The organism is Bacteroides sp. B1-V-101 (assembly GCF_023656585.1).
Classification (GTDB): Bacteria; Bacteroidota; Bacteroidia; order Bacteroidales; family Bacteroidaceae; genus Bacteroides; species Bacteroides thetaiotaomicron.
This window is the reverse complement of the sequence record NZ_JAMOKH010000003.1, coordinates 158,578-180,876: the sequence shown is the minus strand read 5'-3', so window position 1 is coordinate 180,876 and position 22,299 is coordinate 158,578. Positions and strand designations below refer to the sequence as shown.

General features: G+C 42.5%; 19 protein-coding genes. 12 read left to right on the top strand and 7 right to left on the bottom strand.

The features are described from left to right. Positions 1-21: 21 nt before the first annotated feature. Entirely contained in the window at positions 22-1,524 is a 1,503-nt protein-coding gene (locus tag NBH01_RS03820) for a glutamine synthetase family protein (RefSeq protein ID WP_250700000.1), read from the top strand. A gap of 75 nt (positions 1,525-1,599) precedes the next feature. Here NBH01_RS03820 and NBH01_RS03815 read toward each other — a convergent pair whose 3' ends face one another. Continuing rightward, positions 1,600-1,773 carry a hypothetical protein gene (locus tag NBH01_RS03815; protein ID WP_008761485.1) on the bottom strand — a complete coding sequence of 58 codons (174 nt, stop codon included), beginning with the start codon at positions 1,771-1,773 and terminating at the stop codon, positions 1,600-1,602. A gap of 138 nt (positions 1,774-1,911) precedes the next feature. Between NBH01_RS03815 and NBH01_RS03810 the strand changes: the two genes are divergently transcribed. Further along, positions 1,912-2,634, top strand: coding sequence for a DUF4396 domain-containing protein (locus NBH01_RS03810; RefSeq protein ID WP_225680168.1), 723 nt, complete (start codon positions 1,912-1,914; stop codon positions 2,632-2,634). A 102-nt stretch (positions 2,635-2,736) separates the two neighbouring features. On the opposite strand, the gene sucD is transcribed toward NBH01_RS03810, so the two are convergent. The 4 genes from sucD to thiD form a co-directional block, all read right to left on the bottom strand. Continuing rightward, positions 2,737-3,597, bottom strand: a complete 861-nt coding sequence (sucD, locus tag NBH01_RS03805; RefSeq protein ID WP_008761487.1) for a succinate--CoA ligase subunit alpha — start codon at positions 3,595-3,597, stop codon at positions 2,737-2,739. A 29-nt stretch (positions 3,598-3,626) separates the two neighbouring features. Then, entirely contained in the window at positions 3,627-4,757 is a 1,131-nt protein-coding gene (gene sucC, locus NBH01_RS03800; protein ID WP_072067418.1) for an ADP-forming succinate--CoA ligase subunit beta, read from the bottom strand. Positions 4,758-4,955: 198 nt separating this feature from the next. Then, positions 4,956-5,843 (bottom strand): ACP S-malonyltransferase, encoded by an 888-nt coding sequence (gene fabD / locus NBH01_RS03795; protein ID WP_072067417.1) that lies wholly within the window; start codon positions 5,841-5,843, stop codon positions 4,956-4,958. A gap of 50 nt (positions 5,844-5,893) precedes the next feature. Beyond that, a complete protein-coding gene (thiD, locus tag NBH01_RS03790; protein ID WP_055298420.1) occupies positions 5,894-6,730 on the bottom strand; it encodes a bifunctional hydroxymethylpyrimidine kinase/phosphomethylpyrimidine kinase in 837 nt (278 codons plus the stop codon). A gap of 340 nt (positions 6,731-7,070) precedes the next feature. Here thiD and NBH01_RS03785 point away from each other — a divergent pair, with 340 nt between their 5' ends. The 5 genes from NBH01_RS03785 (at position 7,071) to NBH01_RS03765 (ending at position 14,044) form a co-directional block, all read left to right on the top strand. Next, entirely contained in the window at positions 7,071-7,802 is a 732-nt protein-coding gene (locus tag NBH01_RS03785; protein WP_011107446.1) for an NUDIX hydrolase, read from the top strand. 67 nt (positions 7,803-7,869) lie between these two features. Further along, positions 7,870-9,363, top strand: a complete 1,494-nt coding sequence (locus tag NBH01_RS03780; protein WP_143919687.1) for a xylulokinase — start codon at positions 7,870-7,872, stop codon at positions 9,361-9,363. A gap of 12 nt (positions 9,364-9,375) precedes the next feature. Then, a complete protein-coding gene (xylA, locus tag NBH01_RS03775) occupies positions 9,376-10,692 on the top strand; it encodes a xylose isomerase (protein WP_054959679.1) in 1,317 nt (438 codons plus the stop codon). 102 nt (positions 10,693-10,794) lie between these two features. Then, positions 10,795-12,249, top strand: coding sequence for a D-xylose transporter XylE (gene xylE / locus NBH01_RS03770; protein WP_008761492.1), 1,455 nt, complete (start codon positions 10,795-10,797; stop codon positions 12,247-12,249). Between the two features lie 256 nt (positions 12,250-12,505). Further along, positions 12,506-14,044 (top strand): carbon-nitrogen hydrolase family protein, encoded by a 1,539-nt coding sequence (locus NBH01_RS03765; RefSeq protein ID WP_008761493.1) that lies wholly within the window; start codon positions 12,506-12,508, stop codon positions 14,042-14,044. 111 nt (positions 14,045-14,155) lie between these two features. Here the strand turns inward: NBH01_RS03765 and NBH01_RS03760 are convergent, their stop codons facing one another. Then, the gene (locus NBH01_RS03760) at positions 14,156-15,208 is read right to left on the bottom strand and encodes a DUF2776 domain-containing protein (RefSeq protein ID WP_234140970.1); all 1,053 of its coding nucleotides are present in this window, start codon (positions 15,206-15,208) and stop codon (positions 14,156-14,158) included. A gap of 218 nt (positions 15,209-15,426) precedes the next feature. Between NBH01_RS03760 and ileS the strand changes: the two genes are divergently transcribed. The 5 genes from ileS to NBH01_RS03735 all read left to right on the top strand — a co-directional run bounded on the left by ileS (position 15,427) and on the right by NBH01_RS03735 (position 21,540). Continuing rightward, the gene (ileS, locus tag NBH01_RS03755) at positions 15,427-18,915 is read left to right on the top strand and encodes an isoleucine--tRNA ligase (RefSeq protein WP_074855613.1); all 3,489 of its coding nucleotides are present in this window, start codon (positions 15,427-15,429) and stop codon (positions 18,913-18,915) included. A gap of 36 nt (positions 18,916-18,951) precedes the next feature. Beyond that, a complete protein-coding gene (locus tag NBH01_RS03750) occupies positions 18,952-19,332 on the top strand; it encodes a TraR/DksA family transcriptional regulator (protein ID WP_005931903.1) in 381 nt (126 codons plus the stop codon). A 97-nt stretch (positions 19,333-19,429) separates the two neighbouring features. Next, on the top strand, positions 19,430-20,086 hold the full coding sequence (locus NBH01_RS03745) for a lipoprotein signal peptidase (protein WP_008761496.1): 657 nt from the start codon (positions 19,430-19,432) through the stop codon (positions 20,084-20,086). Then, the gene (locus NBH01_RS03740) at positions 20,076-21,158 is read left to right on the top strand and encodes a DUF4296 domain-containing protein (RefSeq protein ID WP_048696414.1); all 1,083 of its coding nucleotides are present in this window, start codon (positions 20,076-20,078) and stop codon (positions 21,156-21,158) included. The genes NBH01_RS03745 and NBH01_RS03740 overlap by 11 nt, the downstream gene beginning before the upstream one ends. Before the next feature lie 4 nt (positions 21,159-21,162). Further along, positions 21,163-21,540: a hypothetical protein gene (locus NBH01_RS03735; protein ID WP_048696412.1), complete on the top strand. Its 378-nt coding sequence runs from the start codon at positions 21,163-21,165 to the stop codon at positions 21,538-21,540. Here the strand turns inward: NBH01_RS03735 and NBH01_RS03730 are convergent. After that, positions 21,491-22,249, bottom strand: coding sequence for a TrmH family RNA methyltransferase (locus NBH01_RS03730; protein ID WP_048696410.1), 759 nt, complete (start codon positions 22,247-22,249; stop codon positions 21,491-21,493). The two genes, NBH01_RS03735 and NBH01_RS03730, sit on opposite strands and share 50 nt — an antisense overlap. Positions 22,250-22,299: the final 50 nt, after the last annotated feature.

Genomic DNA, 22,299 nt, shown 5'->3' with positions numbered 1-22,299 from the left:
CTAACAACAAACCGATAGAAGATGAATCAAGAACTTTTAATGAATCCTAACTGTCTGGTGGCTGCTTTGGAAAAGCCTGCCGCCGAGTTTACTAAGGCAGATATTATTTCTTTTATTCAGAAGAATAATATCCGTATGGTCAATTTCATGTATCCTGCTGCTGACGGGCGACTGAAAACATTGAATTTTGTAATTAATAATGCGGCTTATCTGGATGCGATCCTTACTTGTGGAGAGCGGGTGGACGGTTCCAGCCTGTTTCCTTTTATAGAGGCGGGGAGTAGCGACTTGTATGTAGTGCCTCGTTTCCGTACCGCTTTTGTCGATCCGTTTGCAGAAATACCGACACTTTCGATGCTTTGTTCTTTCTTCAATAAAGACGGAGAGCCATTGGAAAGTTCTCCGGAACATACTTTGCATAAAGCGTGTAAAGCATTTACTGATGTCACAGGTATGGAGTTTCAGGCGATGGGTGAGCTGGAATACTATGTTATTTCGCCGGATACAGGAATGTTTCAGGCTACAGATCAACGTGGTTATCATGAATCTGCTCCGTATGCTAAGTTTAACGATTTCCGTACACAGTGTATGTCGTATATAGCTCAGACGGGTGGACAGATAAAATATGGTCATTCCGAGGTTGGGAATTTTACATTGGATGGCATGATTTATGAACAGAATGAAATAGAGTTCCTGCCTGTTCGTGCCGAAGATGCGGCAGATCAATTGATGATTGCCAAATGGGTGATTCGTAACTTGGGATACAGATATGGGTATAATGTGACATTCGCGCCTAAGATTACGGCTGGAAAAGCCGGGTCAGGTCTACATGTTCACATGCGTATTGTAAAGGACGGACAAAATCAGATGCTGAAAGACGGTGTATTGTCGGAAACAGCCTGTAAGGCAATCGCCGGAATGATGGAACTTGCTCCTTCTATTACAGCCTTCGGAAATACCAATCCTACTTCTTACTTCCGTTTGGTTCCTCATCAGGAAGCACCGACCAATGTTTGCTGGGGAGATCGCAACCGTTCTGTATTAGTGCGTGTGCCGTTGGGCTGGGCTGCCAAGACCGATATGTGTACTTTGGCAAATCCATTGGAAAGCGAAAGTCATTTTGATACCAGCCAGAAACAAACGGTAGAAATGCGTTCTCCGGATGGTTCGGCAGATTTGTATCAGCTGCTTGCGGGACTGGCTGTTGCCTGCCGTCATGGTTTTGAGATAGAACAGGCATTGGACATTGCAAAGAGAACGTATGTAAATGTAAACATCCATCAGAAAGAGAATGAGGATAAGCTGAAAGCATTGGCTCAATTGCCGGATAGTTGTGCGGCATCTGCCGAATGTTTGCAAAAACAACGTGCTGTCTTCGAGCAATATAATGTATTTAGTCCGGCTATGATTGACGGTATTATACGCAAGCTCCGTAGTTATGAGGACAAAACATTACGTGCCGACCTGGAAGGCAAACCGGAAGAAATGCTGGAACTGGTACATAAGTATTTTCACTGTGGATAAGCAATAAAAGCATTCTGCTTATAAAAATACTACAAATAAAAGAGGGTGCACTCACACGGTGGCACCCTCTTTTATTTAATCTTCATTGTTATCTTCTTCATCATCTACCAGGTTATTGAGTTCAAGTTCCAAGTCTACCAAGTCTTGTTCCCATAACTTTATGATATCTTTCGGTGTATCTTTGGCTGCCTTCTTGATTCTTTCCTGAGCAACAGATACTTCATGCTCTAATTGACTACGTCTGCTCATACAATTCAATATTTAATTAATAAAATTGTAAACAAACAGCCAGGAGAATAGTTCAATAGGATAAATTTAAAAATGGACGGGATGAACTATTTATAAATAAGGGCTGTTGTAGTCTAAAATCTTTTTAAATATACAATTATGCTCAATTTATTAGCCGTGTTTTTAGTCTGTTCAGGTATCGGAATTGCAGTTCACATAGCAATCGATCTGACACATCGTCCACAATCAATGAAGATAATGAATGCAGTATGGATATTAACTGCATTGTGGGGAAGTTACTTAGCTTTATGGGCTTATAATAAGTTCGGACAAGGTGCTCCCATGAAGATGGGAGGTGGTGAAATGAAAATGGATATGTCCGGTATGAAAGACATGAATATGGATATGTCGATGGGAGATATGTCTATGAAACGTCCTCATTGGCAGTCTGTGGCTTTATCGGCTTTACATTGTGGAGCAGGCTGCACATTGGCCGATATAATAGGAGAGTGGTTCACTAATTATATCCCGGTAACCGTTGCAGGAAGTCAGCTTATAGGAAACTGGGTACTTGATTTTATTTTGGCGTTGATCATCGGAGTTTATTTTCAATTCTATGCTATACGGGAGATGGAAAGGATATCGGCGGGAAAGGCACTGTCCCGTGCTTTTAAAGCAGATTTCTTTTCTCTGTTGTCTTGGCAAATCGGAATGTATGGCTGGATGGCAATCGTTTATTTTGTTTTATTTGTCAATGAGCCTTTGCCTAAAGACACATGGATATTCTGGTTTATGATGCAGCTGGCTATGCTTTTTGGATTTTTCTATGCTTATCCGATGAATGCTTTGTTAATAAAGTTAGGCGTGAAAAAGGGAATGTAAATTTCAGATATTACTTTATCATCGCGGGGATATGTTGGTACATAAAATAGAACCACACGGAGAAATAGAGTTTTAGGCTTTTATTTCTCCGTGTGGTTCTGTTTATCTTTTCAGTAACTTAGGAATATCCGAAGGTTCTTGTGCAACTCGTATACCGGCAGCTTCTAAAGCCTCTATTTTGTCTTTTGCCGAGCCGGAACCTCCCGAAACAATGGCTCCTGCGTGGCCCATCTGTTTTCCCGGAGGAGCAGACTGTCCGGCAATAAATGCTACTACAGGCTTATTTACATGACTGCGAATATATTCTGCGGCCTGTTCTTCCGCGTTTCCTCCGATTTCTCCGATTAACACAATTGCTTTCGTTTCAGGATCATTCTGGAACATTTCCAGTAGCTTAAGGAAATGCAGACCTACCACAGGATCTCCTCCGATGCCGATTGCAGTAGACTGTCCCATACCATTGGCCGTTAAGTGATACACTATTTCATAAGTGAGTGTTCCGCTACGGCTGATGACACCGACATTTCCTTTCTGAAAGACTTGTCCCGGAAGGATTCCTACCATACTTTCTCCGGGAGAAATAAGTCCCGGACAGTTGGGGCCAACCAACATTGCTCCTCTTTGTTCGGCAAACCGATATGCTTTGATGACATCCAGAGTCGGAATACCTTCTGCGATACAGACTATTAGCCGGATGCCTGCATCCGCAGCCTCCATAATGGCATCTGCTGCAAAACGGGCCGGCACAAAGATGATGGAAGTATTAGCCTGTGTCTGTTCTACAGCTTCATACATCGTATTGAAAACCGGAATGCCGTCTACTTCCGTACCTCCTTTGCCCGGAGAAGTGCCGCCAACGACATTCGTTCCATATTCATTCATCTTCTTGGCATGAAAAAGCCCGTCTCTACCGGTGATACCTTGTACAATCAAACGGGTGGATTTATCTATTAATATACTCATCGTTCCTTCAATTTTTATGTGATTTCATCTTAAGATTTGATAGCCATTAAAGCGGCTTCCTGCATAGTTGTAGCTATTTGAAAACGGCTATGGTTGCGTAAAAGATCACGTCCGATATGCTCATTGGTTCCTGTGAGCCGGACAATGACAGGTATATCGCTCTTAATTTGATCGAATGCCTGAATAAGACCGATGGCTACATCATCACAACGGGTGATTCCTCCGAAAATGTTTATCAGGACGACCTTTACTTTCTCGTCCTGTAATAGAAGTTTCATAGCTTCAACCACCTTGACAGGGTTCGAACTACCGCCAATATCAAGGAAGTTGGCAGGGTTTCCCCCATGAAGTTTTATCATATCCATTGTTGCCATAGCGAGTCCGGCGCCATTTACCATACAGCCTATATTTCCATCCATGTGAACGTAGCTGAATCCTTTGTTTTTAGCATCCGCTTCTACTTTTTCTTCTTCTGTAGGATCAAACAAACTCAGTACATCCGGATGGCGGTAAAGAGCATTATCGTCAAAAACAATTTTGGCGTCAATAGCCATCAATATGCCTTTGGCGGTAAGAGCCAATGGGTTTACTTCAACCAGTGATGCGTCATTCTCCATGAAAATATTGTAGAGTGCTTGCAGAATAGCGGCCATTCTGCCGGCTTGTTCCATGTGAGGGAAGAGCGAGAATGCGAAACGGCGTGCCAGATAATCCGGCAAACCGATGAATGGGTCAATAGCATAGCGAATGATTTTTTCCGGTGATTGCCGGGCCACTTCTTCGATATCCATACCACCGGACGCACTCATCATAAGGATGACCGAGCGTGTGTTTCTGTCAATGGTAAAGCTGACATAGTACTCTGCGGCAATATCAACCGCCTCGCTGACCAGTAGCTGATTGACAGGAAGCCCTTTAATACTCATACCCAGAATGTTTCTAGCTTCCTGATAGGTATCTTCTGTATTATCTACCAGTTTAACACCTCCGGCTTTTCCCCGTCCGCCGGTCAGCACTTGTGCTTTAATAACCACTTTGTCCGAGCCCATTCTCCTGTATGCGGCAACTGCACCGGCAGCCGTTCGACATAGGGTATGCCTTTCAACAGGGATCCCATACTTGGAGAAAATTTCTTTTGCTTGATATTCATGTATTTTCATGGTCCGCGAATTTGAATAAATGATTCCTATAATGAAAACAAATGATAGATTCAGAATGTTTGCTCGTAGAGAATACTAATGGTGTGTTTTACAGCATATTAATTGTCTCATGTTTTACTAATAAGCATAAAAAAACGTGTCGGCAAATTAGCCGACACGCTCTATCGTTGAGAAATGGTAAAGTATATCTACGGATGCTTATGCAATGCTGTGAGCGTTTACTGTACCATCTATTTTCTTGATCAAACCCTGCAATACTGCACCTGGTCCACATTCTGTAAAATCAGTAGCACCATCGGCAACCATATTCTTAACAGACTGAGTCCAACGTACGGAAGCAGTCAGCTGGGCAACCAGATTCTTTTTGATTTCTGCGGGATCAGTATGAGGAAGTGCATCCACATTCTGATATATCGGACATTTGGGAGTATGAATTTCTGTTGCGTTGATAGCAGCTTCCAGTTCAACTTTAGCCGGGTCCATCAACGGAGAGTGGAAAGCACCACCTACTTTTAATGGGAGAGCACGTTTTGCGCCGGCAGCTTTCATCAGTTCACAGGCTTTTTCGATGCCTGGTACAGAACCGGAGATTACGATTTGTCCCGGGCAGTTATAGTTGGCAGGTACGCAAACTTCACCTTCTGCATTAACAGATGCACAGATTTCTTCTACTTTTTCATCCGGTAATGCAATGATAGCGGCCATCGTAGAAGGAGTTGCTTCGCAAGCTTTCTGCATAGCCATCGCACGGGCATAAACCAGTTTCAATCCGTCTTCAAAGCTCAGGGCACCGGCAGCCACCAATGCAGAGAACTCACCAAGTGAGTGTCCGGCTGTCATTTCCGGTTTGAAATCATCGCCCATACAAAGAGCAGAGATAACAGAGTGAAGGAATACGGCAGGTTGAGTAACCTTTGTCTGACGAAGATCTTCGTCTGTACCATTGAACATGATATCTGTAATGCGATATCCGAGGATATCATTTGCTTTTTCAAACAATTCTTTTGCTAAAGCTGAGTTTTCATACAGGTCTTTACCCATTCCTACGAACTGAGCACCTTGACCGGGAAATACAAATGCTTTCATATCTTTATTATTTAATTGATTTTTAAATGCGGGTGCAAAGTTACAGATTTTTATGATACGACCGCACAAAATGTACACATTTGTGCAATGGAGTCGGGAAAATGCCACAGAGGTCCGTTGCCATGACCTATATTCAGGTTTTTGCCTGCAATGATGGCATGAGTAATGTATTCTTTAGCGTGACAGATGGAGTCTTTCATCGAGTATCCCTTTGCCAGATAGCTTGCAATAGCGGAGGAGAGGGTACACCCGGTCCCATGCAGGTTTTTACTTTCTATCTTTTTCTCTTCATATATATAATAGGTGTGATCCGGAGAATATAAGAGGTCGCACATTTGATCGCCTTCCAGATGTCCGCCTTTGATCAGGATATGGGTCTGATAACTGTCGGAGAGTTGTTTGGCAGCTTCCAGCATATCCTGTGTATTTTGGATGCTCTTGCCTGTCAGCACCTTTGCTTCATCGATATTGGGGGTGACTAATGTGACAAGCGGCAAAAGTTTTTTCTTAATCTCTTCGATGGCTTCATCTGTCATCAGCTTCCGGCCGCTGGTAGATACCATCACCGGGTCGTAAATGATATGCTCTGGTGAATATTTCCGTATACAGTCGGCGATGACATGAACGATCTGAATATCGTTAACCATACCTATTTTTACAGCGACAGGTTGCAAGTCCTCCATGACCGCTTCGATTTGTCCGCAAACAATTTCGGGTGGTATTGCATGGACGGCGCGTACCCCTAGAGTGTTTTGCACAGTGACAGCGGTGATAGCAGATGCAGCATAGCCTCCTAATGCCGAGATTGTTTTGATATCTGCCTGAATGCCCGCTCCTCCCGAACAATCGGAACCGGCAATGGATAAAATGACGGGATGACGTTCCATTTTAGATTTTTTAATATTTATCCGGCAAAGATAGAATAAAAATGGCAAGATACAAAATGGGATATCGTTTGAAATACAATAAGTCCGTTGCCGGAGAAGACAAAGAGTGAATATGAAAAGTGCTGATAATAAAGAGTCATTCCGCTTTTTGTACTTTATACAATTACTCGTTGCCGGAACGGGTAAAATACATATTGTAATTCAGAAGATAACACTAAGTATTCATATTGTAGATTGTATGATATGTATATATATGAAAAACAATGTTTTATAGCATGTTGTTTGTTCTTGTTTGAATCATAAAGCGCCTCTATATTTGCACCGTATTAAAGAAAAGGATATGCAAAGTATACAGAAAAAAGCACCCTTGGCAAACAATCACATATCAGTAGACTGTGTAGTGATTGGTTTTGACGGAGAACAACTCAAAGTGTTACTTGTAAAACGTGCGGGCGAAGATAATGGTGAAGTGTATCACGATATGAAACTTCCCGGTAGCCTTATCTATATGGATGAAGATTTGGATGAAGCAGCACAACGTGTACTGTATGAATTGACGGGGCTCAGAAATGTAAACCTGATGCAATTCAAGGCATTCGGCTCTAAAAACAGAACCAGTAATCCAAAGGATGTACGTTGGCTGGAACGGGCTATGCAGTCAAAAGTTGAACGTATCGTGACAATTGCTTATCTGTCGATGGTGAAAATAGATCGGGCACTGGACAAGAATCTGGATGATCATCAGGCCTGTTGGATTGCCTTGAAAGATGTGATGACGTTGGCTTTCGACCATAATCTGATTATTAAAGAGGCAATGACCTATATCCGTCAGTTTGTGGAGTTCAATCCTTCCATGCTGTTTGAGTTGCTTCCACGTAAATTTACCGCTGCTCAGTTGAGGACTCTTTTTGAGTTGGTATATGACAAGCCTGTGGATGTACGCAATTTCCATAAGAAAATAGCGATGATGGAATATGTAGTTCCTTTGGAAGAAAAACAGCAGGGGGTAGCTCATCGTGCAGCACGTTATTATAAATTTGATAAGAAGATATATAATAAGGTGAGACGGTAGTAGGTAATAAGTAATAAGTGAACAGGCTGTCTGTTCAAATATATAATTCAAAATTTTAAAAATCATCATGTTTCTATTAGGTTATGATATAGGTAGCTCGTCCGTTAAAGCAAGTCTGGTCAATGCTGAAACAGGTAAATGTGTATCGTCAGCGTTTTTTCCGAAAACAGAAGCGAAAATAATCGCAGTTAATCCCGGATGGGCAGAACAAGATCCTGAGAGTTGGTGGGAAAATCTGAAGTTGTCCACGCAAGTTATTATGGCGGAGTCAGGAGTGAGTGCTGCTGAGATTAAAGCTATCGGTATTTCCTATCAAATGCACGGACTGGTATGTGTAGATAAGAATCAGCAAGTATTACGTCCTGCTATTATCTGGTGTGATTCTCGTGCGGTACCTTTTGGGCAGCAAGCATTTGAAACAATCGGAGAGGAGAGATGCCTTTCTCATTTGCTGAACTCGCCCGGTAACTTTACAGCGTCTAAACTGGCTTGGATCAAACAAAATGAACCGGCTGCCTATGAGCAGATATATAAGATCATGCTTCCAGGGGATTATATTGCCATGAAGTTAAGCGGAGATATCTGCACAACTGTTTCCGGTCTTTCGGAAGGAATGTTCTGGGACTTCAAAAATAATCGTATAGCCGATTTCCTGATGGATTACTATGGTTTCGACTCTTCACTTATTGCGGATATCAAACCGACTTTTGCAGAACAAGGGCATGTGAATGCAGTTGCTGCGAAAGAACTGGGATTGAAGGAAGGAACACCGATTACTTACCGTGCCGGTGACCAGCCAAACAATGCGCTTTCTTTGAATGTGTTTAATCCGGGGGAGATCGCTTCTACGGCAGGAACATCGGGAGTTGTCTATGGTGTGAATGGTGAAGTGAATTATGATCCTCAATCCCGTGTCAACACCTTTGCGCACGTGAATCATACGGCGGAACAGACGCGTCTGGGAGTGTTACTTTGCATCAACGGAACAGGGATTCTCAATTCATGGGTAAAAAGAAATATAGCTCCCGAAGGTATCTCGTACAATGAAATGAATGTGTTGGCTTCCAAGGCGCCGATCGGGAGCGCAGGTATCAGCATCCTGCCTTTTGGTAATGGTGCGGAACGTATGCTGAATAATAAGGAGATAGGTTGCAGCATTCGGGGGATAGACTTCAATGTACATGGCAAACATCATATTATTCGTGCTGCACAGGAAGGAATTGTATTTTCTTTTAAATACGGTATCGACATCATGGAACAAATGGGAATTCCGGTCAAAAAGATTCATGCCGGACATGCAAATATGTTCCTTAGCTCCATCTTCCGTGATACATTGGCAGGAGTGACCGGAGCTACTATCGAACTTTATGATACGGACGGTTCTGTAGGAGCAGCGAAGGGCGCGGGTATCGGTGCAGGCATTTATAAAGATCATAATGAGGCATTTGCAACTCTTGATAAACTGGATGTTATCGAACCGAATATAGCTAAACGTCAGGAATACGCTGACGCATACGCCAGATGGAAATATAATATAAATAACGATATAATAACTTTTTAAATAACAAGAATTATGGCAACAAAAGAATTTTTTCCGGGAATTGAAAAGATTAAATTTGAAGGTAAAGATAGTAAGAACCCGATGGCATTCCGTTATTACGATGCAGAGAAGGTGATTAATGGTAAAAAGATGAAGGATTGGCTGAGATTCGCAATGGCATGGTGGCACACATTGTGCGCTGAAGGTGGTGACCAGTTCGGTGGCGGAACAAAGCAATTCCCATGGAATAGTAATGCAGATGCTATACAGGCGGCAAAAGATAAGATGGATGCAGGATTTGAATTCATGCAGAAGATGGGTATCGAATACTATTGCTTCCATGATGTAGACTTGGTTTCGGAAGGTGCCAGCGTAGAAGAGTACGAAGCTAACCTGAAAGAAATCGTAGCTTATGCAAAACAGAAACAGGCAGAAACCGGTATCAAACTACTGTGGGGTACTGCTAATGTATTCGGTCATGCCCGTTATATGAATGGTGCAGCTACCAATCCTGACTTCGATGTAGTAGCTCGTGCTGCTGTTCAGATTAAGAATGCGATTGATGCAACGATTGAGCTTGGCGGAGAGAATTATGTATTCTGGGGTGGTCGTGAAGGCTATATGTCTCTTCTGAACACAGATCAGAAACGTGAAAAAGAACACCTTGCACAGATGTTGACGATTGCTCGTGACTATGCCCGTGCCCGTGGTTTCAAAGGTACTTTCCTGATCGAACCGAAACCGATGGAACCGACTAAACATCAATATGACGTAGATACGGAAACTGTAATCGGCTTCCTCAAAGCTCATGGTCTGGATAAGGATTTCAAAGTAAATATCGAAGTGAATCATGCAACTTTGGCGGGTCACACTTTCGAACACGAATTGGCTGTTGCTGTGGACAATGGTATGTTGGGCTCAATTGACGCCAATCGTGGTGACTATCAGAATGGCTGGGATACAGACCAATTCCCGATCGACAATTATGAACTGACTCAGGCTATGATGCAGATTATCCGTAATGGTGGTCTCGGTACCGGTGGTACGAACTTTGATGCTAAAACCCGTCGTAATTCTACTGATCTGGAAGATATCTTTATCGCTCACATTGCAGGTATGGACGCTATGGCCCGTGCACTCGAAAGTGCAGCGGCTCTGCTTAACGAATCTCCCTATAAGAAGATGCTGGCTGACCGTTATGCTTCATTCGATGGCGGCAAAGGTAAAGAATTTGAAGACGGCAAGCTGACTCTGGAGGATGTGGTTGCTTATGCAAAAACAAAAGGCGAACCGAAACAGACTAGCGGCAAGCAAGAACTTTATGAGGCAATTCTGAATATGTATTGCTAATTAATATTTAAAACAGGCGGTAAAGCAGCGGTAGTGCTGCTGCTTTATCGCCTGACTTTTTCTAATCCAACTACTACACTACTTTATCCACTTTTTAAAACTATGAATAATACAACGAACGAAGGAAGTAAACTCTACTTGTATTCGATTACTTCTGTTGCTATTTTGGGCGGTTTGCTCTTCGGTTATGATACGGCGGTTATATCCGGCGCGGAAAAAGGGCTCGAAGCCTTCTTTCTGTCCGCTTCCGATTTTCAGTATAATAAAGTAATGCATGGCATTACTTCTTCCAGTGCATTAATTGGCTGTGTACTTGGCGGTGCTCTGTCCGGTATCTTTGCTTCGCGTTTGGGACGTCGTAACTCATTGCGGCTTGCTGCTGTGTTATTTTTCCTCTCGGCACTCGGCTCTTATTATCCGGAAGTTCTTTTCTTCGAATACGGAAAACCGAATATGGATTTGTTGATAGCATTCAATCTGTATCGTGTTCTGGGAGGTATCGGAGTAGGACTGGCTTCAGCGGTATGTCCGATGTATATTGCTGAAATTGCTCCTTCCAATATTCGTGGAACCCTTGTTTCGTGCAACCAGTTTGCCATTATCTTTGGTATGTTGGTTGTGTACTTTGTGAATTATCTGATTATGGGTGACCATCAGAATCCGATTATTCTGAAAGATGCTGCTGGTGTACTGTCAGTAAGTGCTGAGTCCGATATGTGGACAGTTCAGGAAGGGTGGCGTTATATGTTTGGTTCGGAAGCTTTCCCGGCTGCTTTGTTTGGTATGCTTTTGTTCTTTGTACCTAAGACTCCCCGTTATCTGGTTCTTGTACAGCAGGAAGAAAAGGCTTACTCTATTTTAGAGAAAATCAATGGTAAGAATAAAGCTAAGGAAATTCTTAATGATATTAAGGCTACTGCACAGGAAAAAACAGAAAAACTCTTTACTTATGGAGTAACAGTGATTGTGATCGGTATTCTACTGTCCGTATTCCAGCAGGCGATCGGTATTAATGCAGTACTTTACTATGCTCCGCGTATTTTCGAAAATGCAGGTGCCGAAGGTGGTGGTATGATGCAGACAGTGATTATGGGTATTGTAAACATTATCTTTACGCTGGTTGCTATCTTTACGGTAGACCGCTTTGGTCGTAAACCATTGCTGATTATCGGATCTATTGGTATGGCTGTAGGAGCATTTGCAGTGGCAATGTGTGATAGTATGGCAATCAAAGGTGTTCTTCCGGTACTTTCCATCATCGTATACGCTGCTTTCTTCATGATGTCATGGGGACCGATTTGCTGGGTATTGATTTCAGAAATCTTCCCGAATACTATTCGTGGTAAAGCAGTTGCTATTGCAGTGGCTTTCCAATGGATATTCAACTACATCGTATCTTCTACTTTCCCGGCATTGTATGACTTCAGTCCGATGTTTGCGTATAGCTTATACGGAATAATCTGTGTCGCTGCCGCTATCTTTGTCTGGCGTTGGGTACCCGAGACTAAAGGGAAGACGCTGGAGGACATGAGTAAGCTCTGGAAGAAAAACAAATAAGATATATTAGGTTAGTGATTGTTTGATTAAGGAAGGTGGCCCTTTGAGATCAGTTTCTCAGAAAGGTCACCTTTTTTATGTGGAAAAAATAGTGTCACTATCCTATGCATATAGTGTCACTATGTGTATGATATAGTGACACCATCCTCACTGGATAGTGACACTATTTTAAAAGTGCCTTTTTCTTGCGATGAAAGTACAATGTACGAGGATTAGCTGTACCTTTGCACTGTCTTTTTATAAAACATGTATTGTTATGGAACAACATCCAATTAAAATTAATAAAGTACAGATACGTAATCTTCAAATTGAAGACTATGCACAGTTATCCCAATCGTTTACCCGTGTTTATTCTGATGGTAGCGATGTATTTTGGACTCATGCCCAGATAAAGAAATTAATAAGTATTTTTCCGGAGGGGCAGATTGTTACAGTTGTTGACGACAAGATCGTAGGTTGTGCTCTTTCTATTATCGTTGACTATGACAAGGTAAAGAACGACCATACGTATGCACAAGTTACGGGTAAGGAAACATTCAATACTCATAATCCGGAAGGAAACATCCTGTACGGTATTGAGGTGTTTATTCATCCGGGATACCGTGGTTTACGTTTGGCTCGTCGTATGTATGAATATCGCAAGGAGCTCTGCGAAACATTGAATTTGAAAGCTATCATGTTCGGTGGTCGTATTCCGAATTATCATAAATATGCCGACAAGATGCGCCCGAAAGAATATATCGCACGGGTACGCCAGCGTGAAATTTATGATCCGGTTCTTACCTTCCAATTATCGAATGATTTCCATGTTCGCAAGGTAATGACCAATTATTTGCCGAATGATGAGGAATCCAAGCATTATGCCTGTTTGTTGCAGTGGGATAATATTTATTATCAGCCGCCTACACAGGAATATATCAACCCAAAGACGACTGTCCGTGTGGGACTGGTACAGTGGCAGATGCGTAGTTACAAGACATTGGACGACCTCTTCGAACAAGTGGAGTTTTTTGTAGATGCTGTATCAGATTATAAAAGTGATTTTGTTCTTTTTCCGGAATATTTCAACGCTCCTTTGATGTCGAAGTTTAATGATAAAGGAGAATCACAGGCTATTCGTGGATTGGCAAAGTATACCGATGAGATCAGAGACCGTTTTATAAATCTGGCAATCAGTTATAATATCAATATTATCACAGGAAGTATGCCGTATGTAAAGGAAGATGGTTTACTGTATAATGTAGGCTTCCTTTGCAGACGTGACGGAACTTATGAGATGTATGAAAAAATGCACGTTACTCCGGATGAAATCAAGAGTTGGGGATTGAGTGGTGGCAAACTGTTGCAAACTTTCGATACAGATTGTGCGAAGGTCGGAGTGCTGATTTGTTATGATGTGGAATTTCCGGAACTTTCCCGTTTGATGGCGGATCAGGGAATGCAAATCTTATTTGTACCTTTCCTGACTGATACACAGAATGCTTACTCCCGTGTTCGTGTCTGTGCCCAGGCACGTGCGATTGAAAATGAATGCTTTGTAGTCATAGCAGGCTGTGTAGGAAATCTTCCCCGTGTTCATAATATGGATATTCAATATGCACAGTCGGGAGTATTCACTCCATGTGATTTTGCTTTTCCGACTGATGGAAAACGGGCGGAAGCCACTCCGAATACGGAAATGATTCTGGTTTCGGATGTCGATCTGGATTTATTGAATGCACTCCATACTTACGGTAGTGTGCGCAATCTGAAGGATCGTAGAAATGATGTATATGAAGTGCGGCTGAAGAAGTAAAAGGAGACTGTTTAGTTGGTTTCAAATCAAGACCCCGTTGGTTTAAAACCAACGAGGCTTTCCTTTTAAACCAAGAGGGCTTTGGTTTAAAACCAATAAAAGGAATGTTTTTTAACCCTTTCCGGAAGTACCGCTTTCGAGGATGCTGACGATAGAAAACAGTGTGAAGCAAATAGCTCCCAATCCTACTAAAACCCGTGCCGGAATAAAATAATCAGTGTTTATGGTAGCAAGCTCGAATACAAAGGCAGCCAGAAATAGACATGTTAATGCTGTCAGTACCGGAATCATAGGGATTCGGTTGGCCAGCTTGAACTCTCGTCTCCATATCTTAGCGAGCAGAATCACCTTGCTGGAAATACTGTAACATACCAGACCAAGGCCAAGCATGATGTATCCGGTAGTGCCGTTTGCACTTCCCGAGTCGGCAAGGATGACGAATATGCCCCATACAAAAGAGATCGATCCCATGAGTAAAACCAGTTTCGGCCATTTGTTACGTTCTCTTTCCGAATAGTCGTTCCGGACCTGACGGGCTATGGTTGCTACTAATGCAATCAGACTGGTACAAATACATGCGAGCCCTACCATCACATGCCCTGCTACAAAATAAGCAGGATGGGAATGACTGTTACTTAACAGGATGAACGCCCATATCCATGCGATACAGGAAATGACGATTGCGAGAAAGATCATTGCCCGTCTTTGGCCAATAGAGAACGCTCCCTCCGGCACTTCATTTCCGGTAGCTTTGGCATTGGCCGGAATCAAAGAAAATCGGGTGGAAGAGGTAGCGGCGGTAGCTACACAAGCTGTGATAAATCCTACACCGGTTATGACATGCCCTGCGACGAAGGCTGAAGTAGTGGTAGCACTATTGAAAATGCATATACCTCCGATAATTGTTATGATAGCTGCCAGATAGCCCACAACAGGTAAAACGTATTTTGTCGCTTCATTATAGGTATGTATGATTTGCCGGATTATTGTGGCTGCCGTACAGAACAGCGCAATGCATATCATACCTAGTGAAAATACAACAGGACCTGCCACCAGACGGTTTCCCGCATCACCATAACCGTAAATGAATGCTCCGTATCCGAAGCAAAAGACCGCCATCGCCAAAGGGATTGCTCTGAATAAAATACTAATACCGTAATTCATAACTTAAGTGCTTTTTATTTTCCCACTAAAACAAGGAGATATCGGTTTTGTTTAATGCAACATCCATTTATAAACGATAACTTCACATGATTCCAATTAAAAGTCCTTGCTTTTTGCTCAACTAAACAAATGTTTTTGTAAATTTGCACCCTTAAAAATGGGGATACCCCTCAAATTGTAAATTGTAAATTGTAAATAGTAAAATCGTAGATATAGCTATGGGTAAGAGATTTACTGAATATTCGCAGTTTGACCTTTCACAGGTGAACAAAGATGTGTTGAAGAAGTGGGACGAAAACCAGGTTTTCGCCAAGAGTATGACAGAACGTGATGGCTGCCCTTCGTTTGTGTTTTTCGAAGGACCTCCCTCGGCTAATGGTATGCCGGGCATTCACCATGTAATGGCTCGTACCATTAAGGACATTTTCTGTCGTTACAAAACAATGAAAGGTTACCAGGTAAAGCGTAAAGCCGGATGGGATACCCACGGACTGCCTGTGGAACTAAGTGTAGAAAAAGCATTAGGTATCACAAAAGAGGATATTGGTAAGAAAATCTCTGTAGCAGATTATAACGCTGCTTGCCGTAAGGACGTGATGAAATATACCAAGGAATGGGAAGACCTGACTCATCAGATGGGATATTGGGTGGATATGAAGCATCCTTATATCACGTATGACAATCGTTATATCGAAACATTGTGGTGGCTGCTGAAGCAACTGCATAAGAAAGGTTTGCTGTATAAAGGATACACAATCCAGCCATATTCTCCGGCTGCCGGAACAGGACTGAGTTCTCATGAACTGAACCAGCCGGGCTGTTATCGTGACGTAAAGGATACGACAGCTGTTGCCCAGTTTAAGATGAAGAATCCGAAACCGGAAATGGCGGAGTGGGGAACTCCTTACTTCCTTGCTTGGACAACAACTCCCTGGACATTGCCTTCAAACACAGCGCTTTGTGTAGGACCAAAGATTGATTATGTTGCAGTTCAGACATATAATGCTTATACAGGAGAACCTATTACAGTTGTTCTGGCTAAAGCTTTATTAAATACACATTTCAATCCGAAAGCTGCTGATCTGAAACTGGAAGATTATAAGGCAGGAGATAAGCTCGTACCATTCAAAGTAATCGCCGAATACAAAGGTGCTGACCTTATTGGTATGGAATATGAGCAACTGATTCCCTGGGTGAAACCGGTTGAAGTATCGGAAGACGGTAGCTGGAAAGTAAGTGATAAAGGCTTCCGTGTTATCCCGGGTGATTATGTAACGACAGAAGACGGTACAGGTATCGTTCATATTGCACCGACATTTGGTGCGGATGATGCGAACGTGGCTCGTGTGGCAGGTATACCATCACTTTTCATGATTAACAAGAAGGGCGAAACCCGTCCGATGGTAGACCTTACCGGTAAGTTCTATATACTGGACGAACTGGATGAAAACTTCGTGAAAGAATGTGTGGAGGTAGACAAATACAAAGAATATCAGGGTGCATGGGTAAAGAATGCCTATGATCCGCAGTTTATGGTAGACGGCAAATATGATGAGAAAGCAGCACAGGCTGCCGAATCTTTGGACGTCGCTCTTTGTATGATGATGAAAGCAAACAATCAGGCTTTCAAAATCGAAAAGCATGTACACAACTACCCTCATTGCTGGCGTACAGACAAGCCGGTGCTTTATTATCCATTGGATAGCTGGTTTATCCGCTCTACAGCCTGCAAGGAACGTATGATGGAGCTGAACAAGACGATCAACTGGAAACCGGAGTCTACCGGAACGGGTCGTTTCGGCAAATGGCTGGAAAATCTGAATGACTGGAACTTAAGCCGTTCCCGTTATTGGGGTACTCCACTGCCTATCTGGCGTACAGAAGATGGAACGAGCGAAATATGTATCGAATCTGTAGAAGAACTTTATAATGAAATCGAGAAATCGGTAGCTGCCGGATTTATGAAATCCAATCCGTACAAGGATAAAGGTTTTGTACCTGGTGAATATACCGAAGAAAATTATGATAAGATAGACCTTCATCGTCCGTATGTAGACGATGTCATTCTGGTATCGGAAGACGGCCAGCCGATGAAGCGTGAATCTGACCTGATTGATGTCTGGTTTGATTCCGGCGCTATGCCTTATGCGCAGATTCATTATCCGTTCGAGAATAAAGACATTCTGGATAACCGTGAAGTATATCCGGCTGACTTTATCGCGGAAGGTGTGGATCAGACACGCGGATGGTTCTTTACACTGCATGCTATCGCTACTATGGTATTTGATAGTGTGTCGTATAAAGCCGTGATCTCTAATGGACTGGTACTTGACAAGAACGGTAATAAGATGTCCAAGCGTCTTAACAATGCTGTCGATCCGTTTACTACGATTGAGAAGTATGGTTCTGATCCGTTGCGTTGGTACATGATTACTAACTCATCTCCATGGGATAATTTGAAATTCGACGTTGAAGGAATCGAAGAAGTTCGCCGTAAGTTCTTCGGTACCTTATATAATACATATTCGTTCTTTGCGCTGTATGCCAATGTAGACGGATTCGAATATAAAGAAGCAGATGTTCCGATGGCAGAGCGTCCGGAAATTGACCGTTGGATTTTGTCAGTATTGAACACCTTAATCAAGGAAGTAGATACTTGCTATAATGAATATGAACCGACTAAGGCAGGACGTTTGATCTCCGACTTTGTCAATGACAATCTGTCTAACTGGTATGTTCGTCTGAACCGTAAACGTTTCTGGGGCGGTGAATTTACTCAGGATAAACTGTCTGCTTATCAGACATTGTATACTTGCCTTGAAACAGTTGCGAAGCTGATGGCGCCTATTTCTCCGTTCTATGCCGATCGTCTGTATACGGATTTGATCACTGCTACAGGACGTGATAATGTGGTTTCCATTCATTTGGCTGAATTCCCGAAGTATCAGGAAGAAATGATAGACAAGGAACTGGAAGCCCGTATGCAAATGGCACAGGACGTAACTTCTATGGTATTGGCATTGCGTCGTAAAGTGAACATCAAAGTTCGCCAGCCGCTTCAGTGTATCATGATTCCTGTAGTGGATGAAGAACAGAAAGCTCACATCGAAGCAGTGAAAGCATTGATCATGAACGAGGTGAATGTAAAAGATATCAAGTTTGTGGATGGTGATGCCGGTGTATTGGTGAAGAAGGTGAAATGTGACTTTAAGAAGTTAGGCCCGAAATTCGGCAAACAGATGAAGGCAGTGGCTGCTGCTGTAGCGGAAATGTCTCAGGAAGCGATAGCTGAACTCGAAAAGAACGGAAAGTATACATTGAATCTGGATGGCGCGGAAGCTGTGATCGAAGCTGCGGATGTCGAAATCTTCAGCGAAGACATTCCGGGATGGCTGGTTGCCAATGAAGGTAAACTGACTGTTGCTCTTGAAGTTACTGTTACCGAAGAACTGCGTCGTGAGGGTATAGCCCGCGAATTGGTGAATCGTATTCAAAATATACGTAAGTCCAGCGGTTTCGAGATTACGGACAAAATAAAGATCACAATCTCCAAAAATACGCAAACAGATGATGCGGTGAACGAATATAATACTTATATTTGTAACCAGGTTTTAGGAACATCCCTTGATTTGGCAGATGAAGTGAAAGACGGCACAGAACTTAATTTTGACGATTTCTCATTGTTTGTCAATGTGATAAAAGACTAATACTAATATTGATTAACCTTTTAAACTAGTAAAGTTATGGCAGAAAAGACTAGATATTCGGATGCGGAACTCGAGGAATTCCGTGCCATTATTATGGAGAAGTTGGAGTTGGCTCAACGTGATTACGATCAGTTGAAGATGAGCTTGATGGGATTGGATGGTAATGATACCGACGATACATCTCCTACTTATAAAGTGTTGGAAGAAGGAGCTAATACGCTTTCAAAGGAAGAAACGACACGTCTGGCACAGCGCCAGCTGAAGTTTATCCAAGGATTGCAGGCAGCTTTGGTACGTATTGAGAATAAAACGTATGGCATTTGCCGTGAGACTGGAAAGTTGATTCCGGCAGAACGCTTGCGTGCTGTTCCTCATGCTACACTCAGCATCGAGGCTAAGAACAGTGGTAAAAAATAATAGATAGCTACAAGCTACGGATGACGAGCTACAAGTAGCTGCGCAATGTTTACGCACGGCAACTTGTAGCTCGTTATGTTTAATTTATGATGAACAAATGAAGAAACTATTCACGAAGGGTAGAATTGCCCTGCTTGTTATCTTTTCCGTACTGATTATTGACCAGATCATTAAAATCTGGATTAAGACTCACATGTATTGGCATGAAAGCATACGTGTGACGGACTGGTTTTATATCTATTTCACCGAAAACAACGGTATGGCTTTCGGTATGGAAATATTTGGAAAGTTGTTTCTGACCACTTTCCGTATTGTAGCAGTAGGGCTGATAGGCTACTATCTTTATAAGATTATAAAAAAAGGCTTCAAGACCGGATATATCGTCTGTGTGGCCCTCATCCTGACCGGAGCTTTGGGGAATATTATAGACAGTGTATTCTATGGCGTCTTTTTCAATGAAAGTACTCATTCACAGATTGCCAGTTTTATGCCCGAAGGCGGTGGATATTCTACCTGGTTCTATGGCAAAGTAGTGGATATGTTCTATTTCCCGATTATCGACACAAACTGGCCCACATGGATGCCTTTCGTAGGTGGAGAACATTTTATATTCTTCAGTCCGATCTTTAACTTTGCAGATGCTGCCATCAGTTGTGGTATCATTGCTTTGCTACTTTTCTATAGCAAGTATCTGAATGAATCTTACCATTCACTGGATAAAAATAAAAAGGAAAGTTTAGGTCATGAAGAGTAGGTTTCGGTTTCATCTGTGTTGTGTTTGCATGTTGGCGCTTGCGATAGTAGGCTGTAAAGTCAAAAGACCTGACGATGTAATCTCAGAATCGAAGATGGAGAATTTGCTGTATGATTATCATCTGGCAAAGTCTATGGGAGATAATCTGCCTTATAGTGAGAATTATAAGAAGGCTTTGTATCTCGATGCCGTTTTCAAGAAATATGGTACGACAGAAGCCGTATTCGATTCGTCTTTGGTGTGGTACACACGCAACACGGAGGTATTATCGAAAATTTATGAAAAGGTGAGCAAACGCCTGAAAGCTCAGCAGAATGAAATTAATCATCTGATAGCTTTGCGTGACAATAAACCGAAGATGTCGGAATCGGGTGATAGTATTGATGTCTGGCCCTGGAAACGTCTGATACGTCTGACGGGTGAGATGATGAATGACCAGTATGCCTTTGTATTACCTGCCGATACTAATTATAAAGATCGTGATACATTAGTTTGGGAAGTACGTTATCATTTCCTCGAACCGATGCTTGCCGATTCTTTGAGAGCTGTTACGATGGCCATGCAGGTTATTTATGAAAAGGATACATTAAATCGCCTGGAAACAATCACTGATCCGGGTGTTCACCAGTTACGTTTGTATGCAGATACATTGGGTGTGATGAAGGAAATAAAAGGTTTTATCTATTACCCGGGAGTACAGGGAGAGAAAGCCGGTGCATTACTGGCTGATCGTTTTTCTTTAACCCGTTATCATTGCTCAGACTCGCTTTCTGTAGCCGAACGTGATTCGATTAATCAGCTGGAAGCTCTGAAGACAGATTCTTTAAAGAAAGTATCTGATCAAAAAGATACTAAGATTTCGAAAGACTCTTTGCGAAAAGTCGATGATCTGAAGGATAATCAACGTATATCACCGGAAGAAATGAATCGCCGTCGTACGGTGACTCCTGAAAAGAAGCCGGAACAGATTGAAGTAGAGCAACATATCCAGCAGGAGAAGATTGAGCAAAGAAGGGAACGGCAATTGAATCAGCGTAGAAATCAGCAAAGACGTCAGTCACCTTCCCGTTAATATTATGAAACGCTTTGCCGCTCATTATTTGCTTCTGCCTGATGTAGGCTTTATCAGACAACAAGTAGTAGAGATTGCTGATGAAGGATATGTACGGGATGTTTTTCCGTTGACAGAAGAAATAGAGTCTGTTGAATGGATGCCCGGGCTGATAGCATTACTCCCCGTGAATGAAATAAAAAACACTGAGATGTTCAGCAAAAACATCTCAGTGTTTCAGTTTAATTTTCCTATAGTTTCGGATCAAACTTCCCAATGTTTTAAAGAGGCTCTTGCGGCGTCTGAAAAGAGGGGAGAAGTACTGTTTCCTTATTTATTTTATCCTTTTGATTTTACTTCCATGCAGCCTGTCGCCGGAACTCGGCACAGATTACTGCGGTAGCGATAGCCACGTTGAGAGATTCCGAGGTTTCCTTTCCTTGTGGATAATTGGGGATATAAAGTTTTCGATTGATGAGTGCTTCCACTTCTTTTCCTATTCCGTTGCCTTCATTCCCCATTACAATCAGTCCGTTGGTGGATAATGGTTGTTCGTACATGTTTTCTCCATCCAAAAATGTTCCGAATACGGGAGTATCACCAAGTGAATGAATAAATTCGGGAAGAGAGGTATAATGAACCTTAACACGGGCAATTCCTCCCATAGTGGCTTGTATGGTCTTGGGATTGTATACGTCTACCGTATTCTGAGAGCAGATAATATGTTCGATACCGAACCAGTCCGCCAGTCGGATAATCGTACCCAGGTTCCCCGGGTCCTGAATATCATCCAGTGCCAGGCAAAGAGACTGGCGTGCGAACTCCGGACTTAACGTATATTGCGGTTGCTCGAAAACAGCAAGTACTTGCTGTGGCGTTTTCAGTAGACTGGCACGTGATAGTTCTTCTTGAGAGACTTCTGCAATTTCATTTGCTTGAATGTCGGGATGCGCTTGTAGCCAGGAAGAAGTCGCAGCCAGAAAACGGCAAGGGAAACGTCCTAGTAAATCGCCTGTTAATTTAGGCCCTTCGGCTAGGAATACTTGTTCTTCTTTACGTGTTTTCTTTAGTTCCAGCGAATGGATATACTTTATTTTATTTTTGCTTAGCATTATTCTTTTACTTCTTTATTTACCGCAAAGCTATAAATATATTTTTAATA

Excerpts from the sequence above, each read along its gene's own strand:
- ileS (WP_074855613.1), top strand. The coding sequence starts at position 15,427 with ATGGGTAAGAGATTTACTGAATATTCGCAGTTTGACCTTTCACAGGTG.
- xylE (WP_008761492.1), top strand. The coding sequence starts at position 10,795 with ATGAATAATACAACGAACGAAGGAAGTAAACTCTACTTGTATTCGATT.
- NBH01_RS03785 (WP_011107446.1), top strand. The coding sequence starts at position 7,071 with ATGCAAAGTATACAGAAAAAAGCACCCTTGGCAAACAATCACATATCA.
- NBH01_RS03735 (WP_048696412.1), top strand. The coding sequence starts at position 21,163 with ATGAAACGCTTTGCCGCTCATTATTTGCTTCTGCCTGATGTAGGCTTT.
- fabD (WP_072067417.1), bottom strand. The coding sequence starts at position 5,843 with ATGAAAGCATTTGTATTTCCCGGTCAAGGTGCTCAGTTCGTAGGAATG.
- NBH01_RS03780 (WP_143919687.1), top strand. The coding sequence starts at position 7,870 with ATGTTTCTATTAGGTTATGATATAGGTAGCTCGTCCGTTAAAGCAAGT.
- xylA (WP_054959679.1), top strand. The coding sequence starts at position 9,376 with ATGGCAACAAAAGAATTTTTTCCGGGAATTGAAAAGATTAAATTTGAA.
- NBH01_RS03810 (WP_225680168.1), top strand. The coding sequence starts at position 1,912 with ATGCTCAATTTATTAGCCGTGTTTTTAGTCTGTTCAGGTATCGGAATT.
- NBH01_RS03765 (WP_008761493.1), top strand. The coding sequence starts at position 12,506 with ATGGAACAACATCCAATTAAAATTAATAAAGTACAGATACGTAATCTT.
- sucD (WP_008761487.1), bottom strand. The coding sequence starts at position 3,597 with ATGAGTATATTAATAGATAAATCCACCCGTTTGATTGTACAAGGTATC.
- NBH01_RS03815 (WP_008761485.1), bottom strand. The coding sequence starts at position 1,773 with ATGAGCAGACGTAGTCAATTAGAGCATGAAGTATCTGTTGCTCAGGAA.
- thiD (WP_055298420.1), bottom strand. The coding sequence starts at position 6,730 with ATGGAACGTCATCCCGTCATTTTATCCATTGCCGGTTCCGATTGTTCG.
- NBH01_RS03750 (WP_005931903.1), top strand. The coding sequence starts at position 18,952 with ATGGCAGAAAAGACTAGATATTCGGATGCGGAACTCGAGGAATTCCGT.
- NBH01_RS03745 (WP_008761496.1), top strand. The coding sequence starts at position 19,430 with ATGAAGAAACTATTCACGAAGGGTAGAATTGCCCTGCTTGTTATCTTT.
- NBH01_RS03760 (WP_234140970.1), bottom strand. The coding sequence starts at position 15,208 with ATGAATTACGGTATTAGTATTTTATTCAGAGCAATCCCTTTGGCGATG.
- NBH01_RS03820 (WP_250700000.1), top strand. The coding sequence starts at position 22 with ATGAATCAAGAACTTTTAATGAATCCTAACTGTCTGGTGGCTGCTTTG.
- NBH01_RS03740 (WP_048696414.1), top strand. The coding sequence starts at position 20,076 with ATGAAGAGTAGGTTTCGGTTTCATCTGTGTTGTGTTTGCATGTTGGCG.
- NBH01_RS03730 (WP_048696410.1), bottom strand. The coding sequence starts at position 22,249 with ATGCTAAGCAAAAATAAAATAAAGTATATCCATTCGCTGGAACTAAAG.
- sucC (WP_072067418.1), bottom strand. The coding sequence starts at position 4,757 with ATGAAAATACATGAATATCAAGCAAAAGAAATTTTCTCCAAGTATGGG.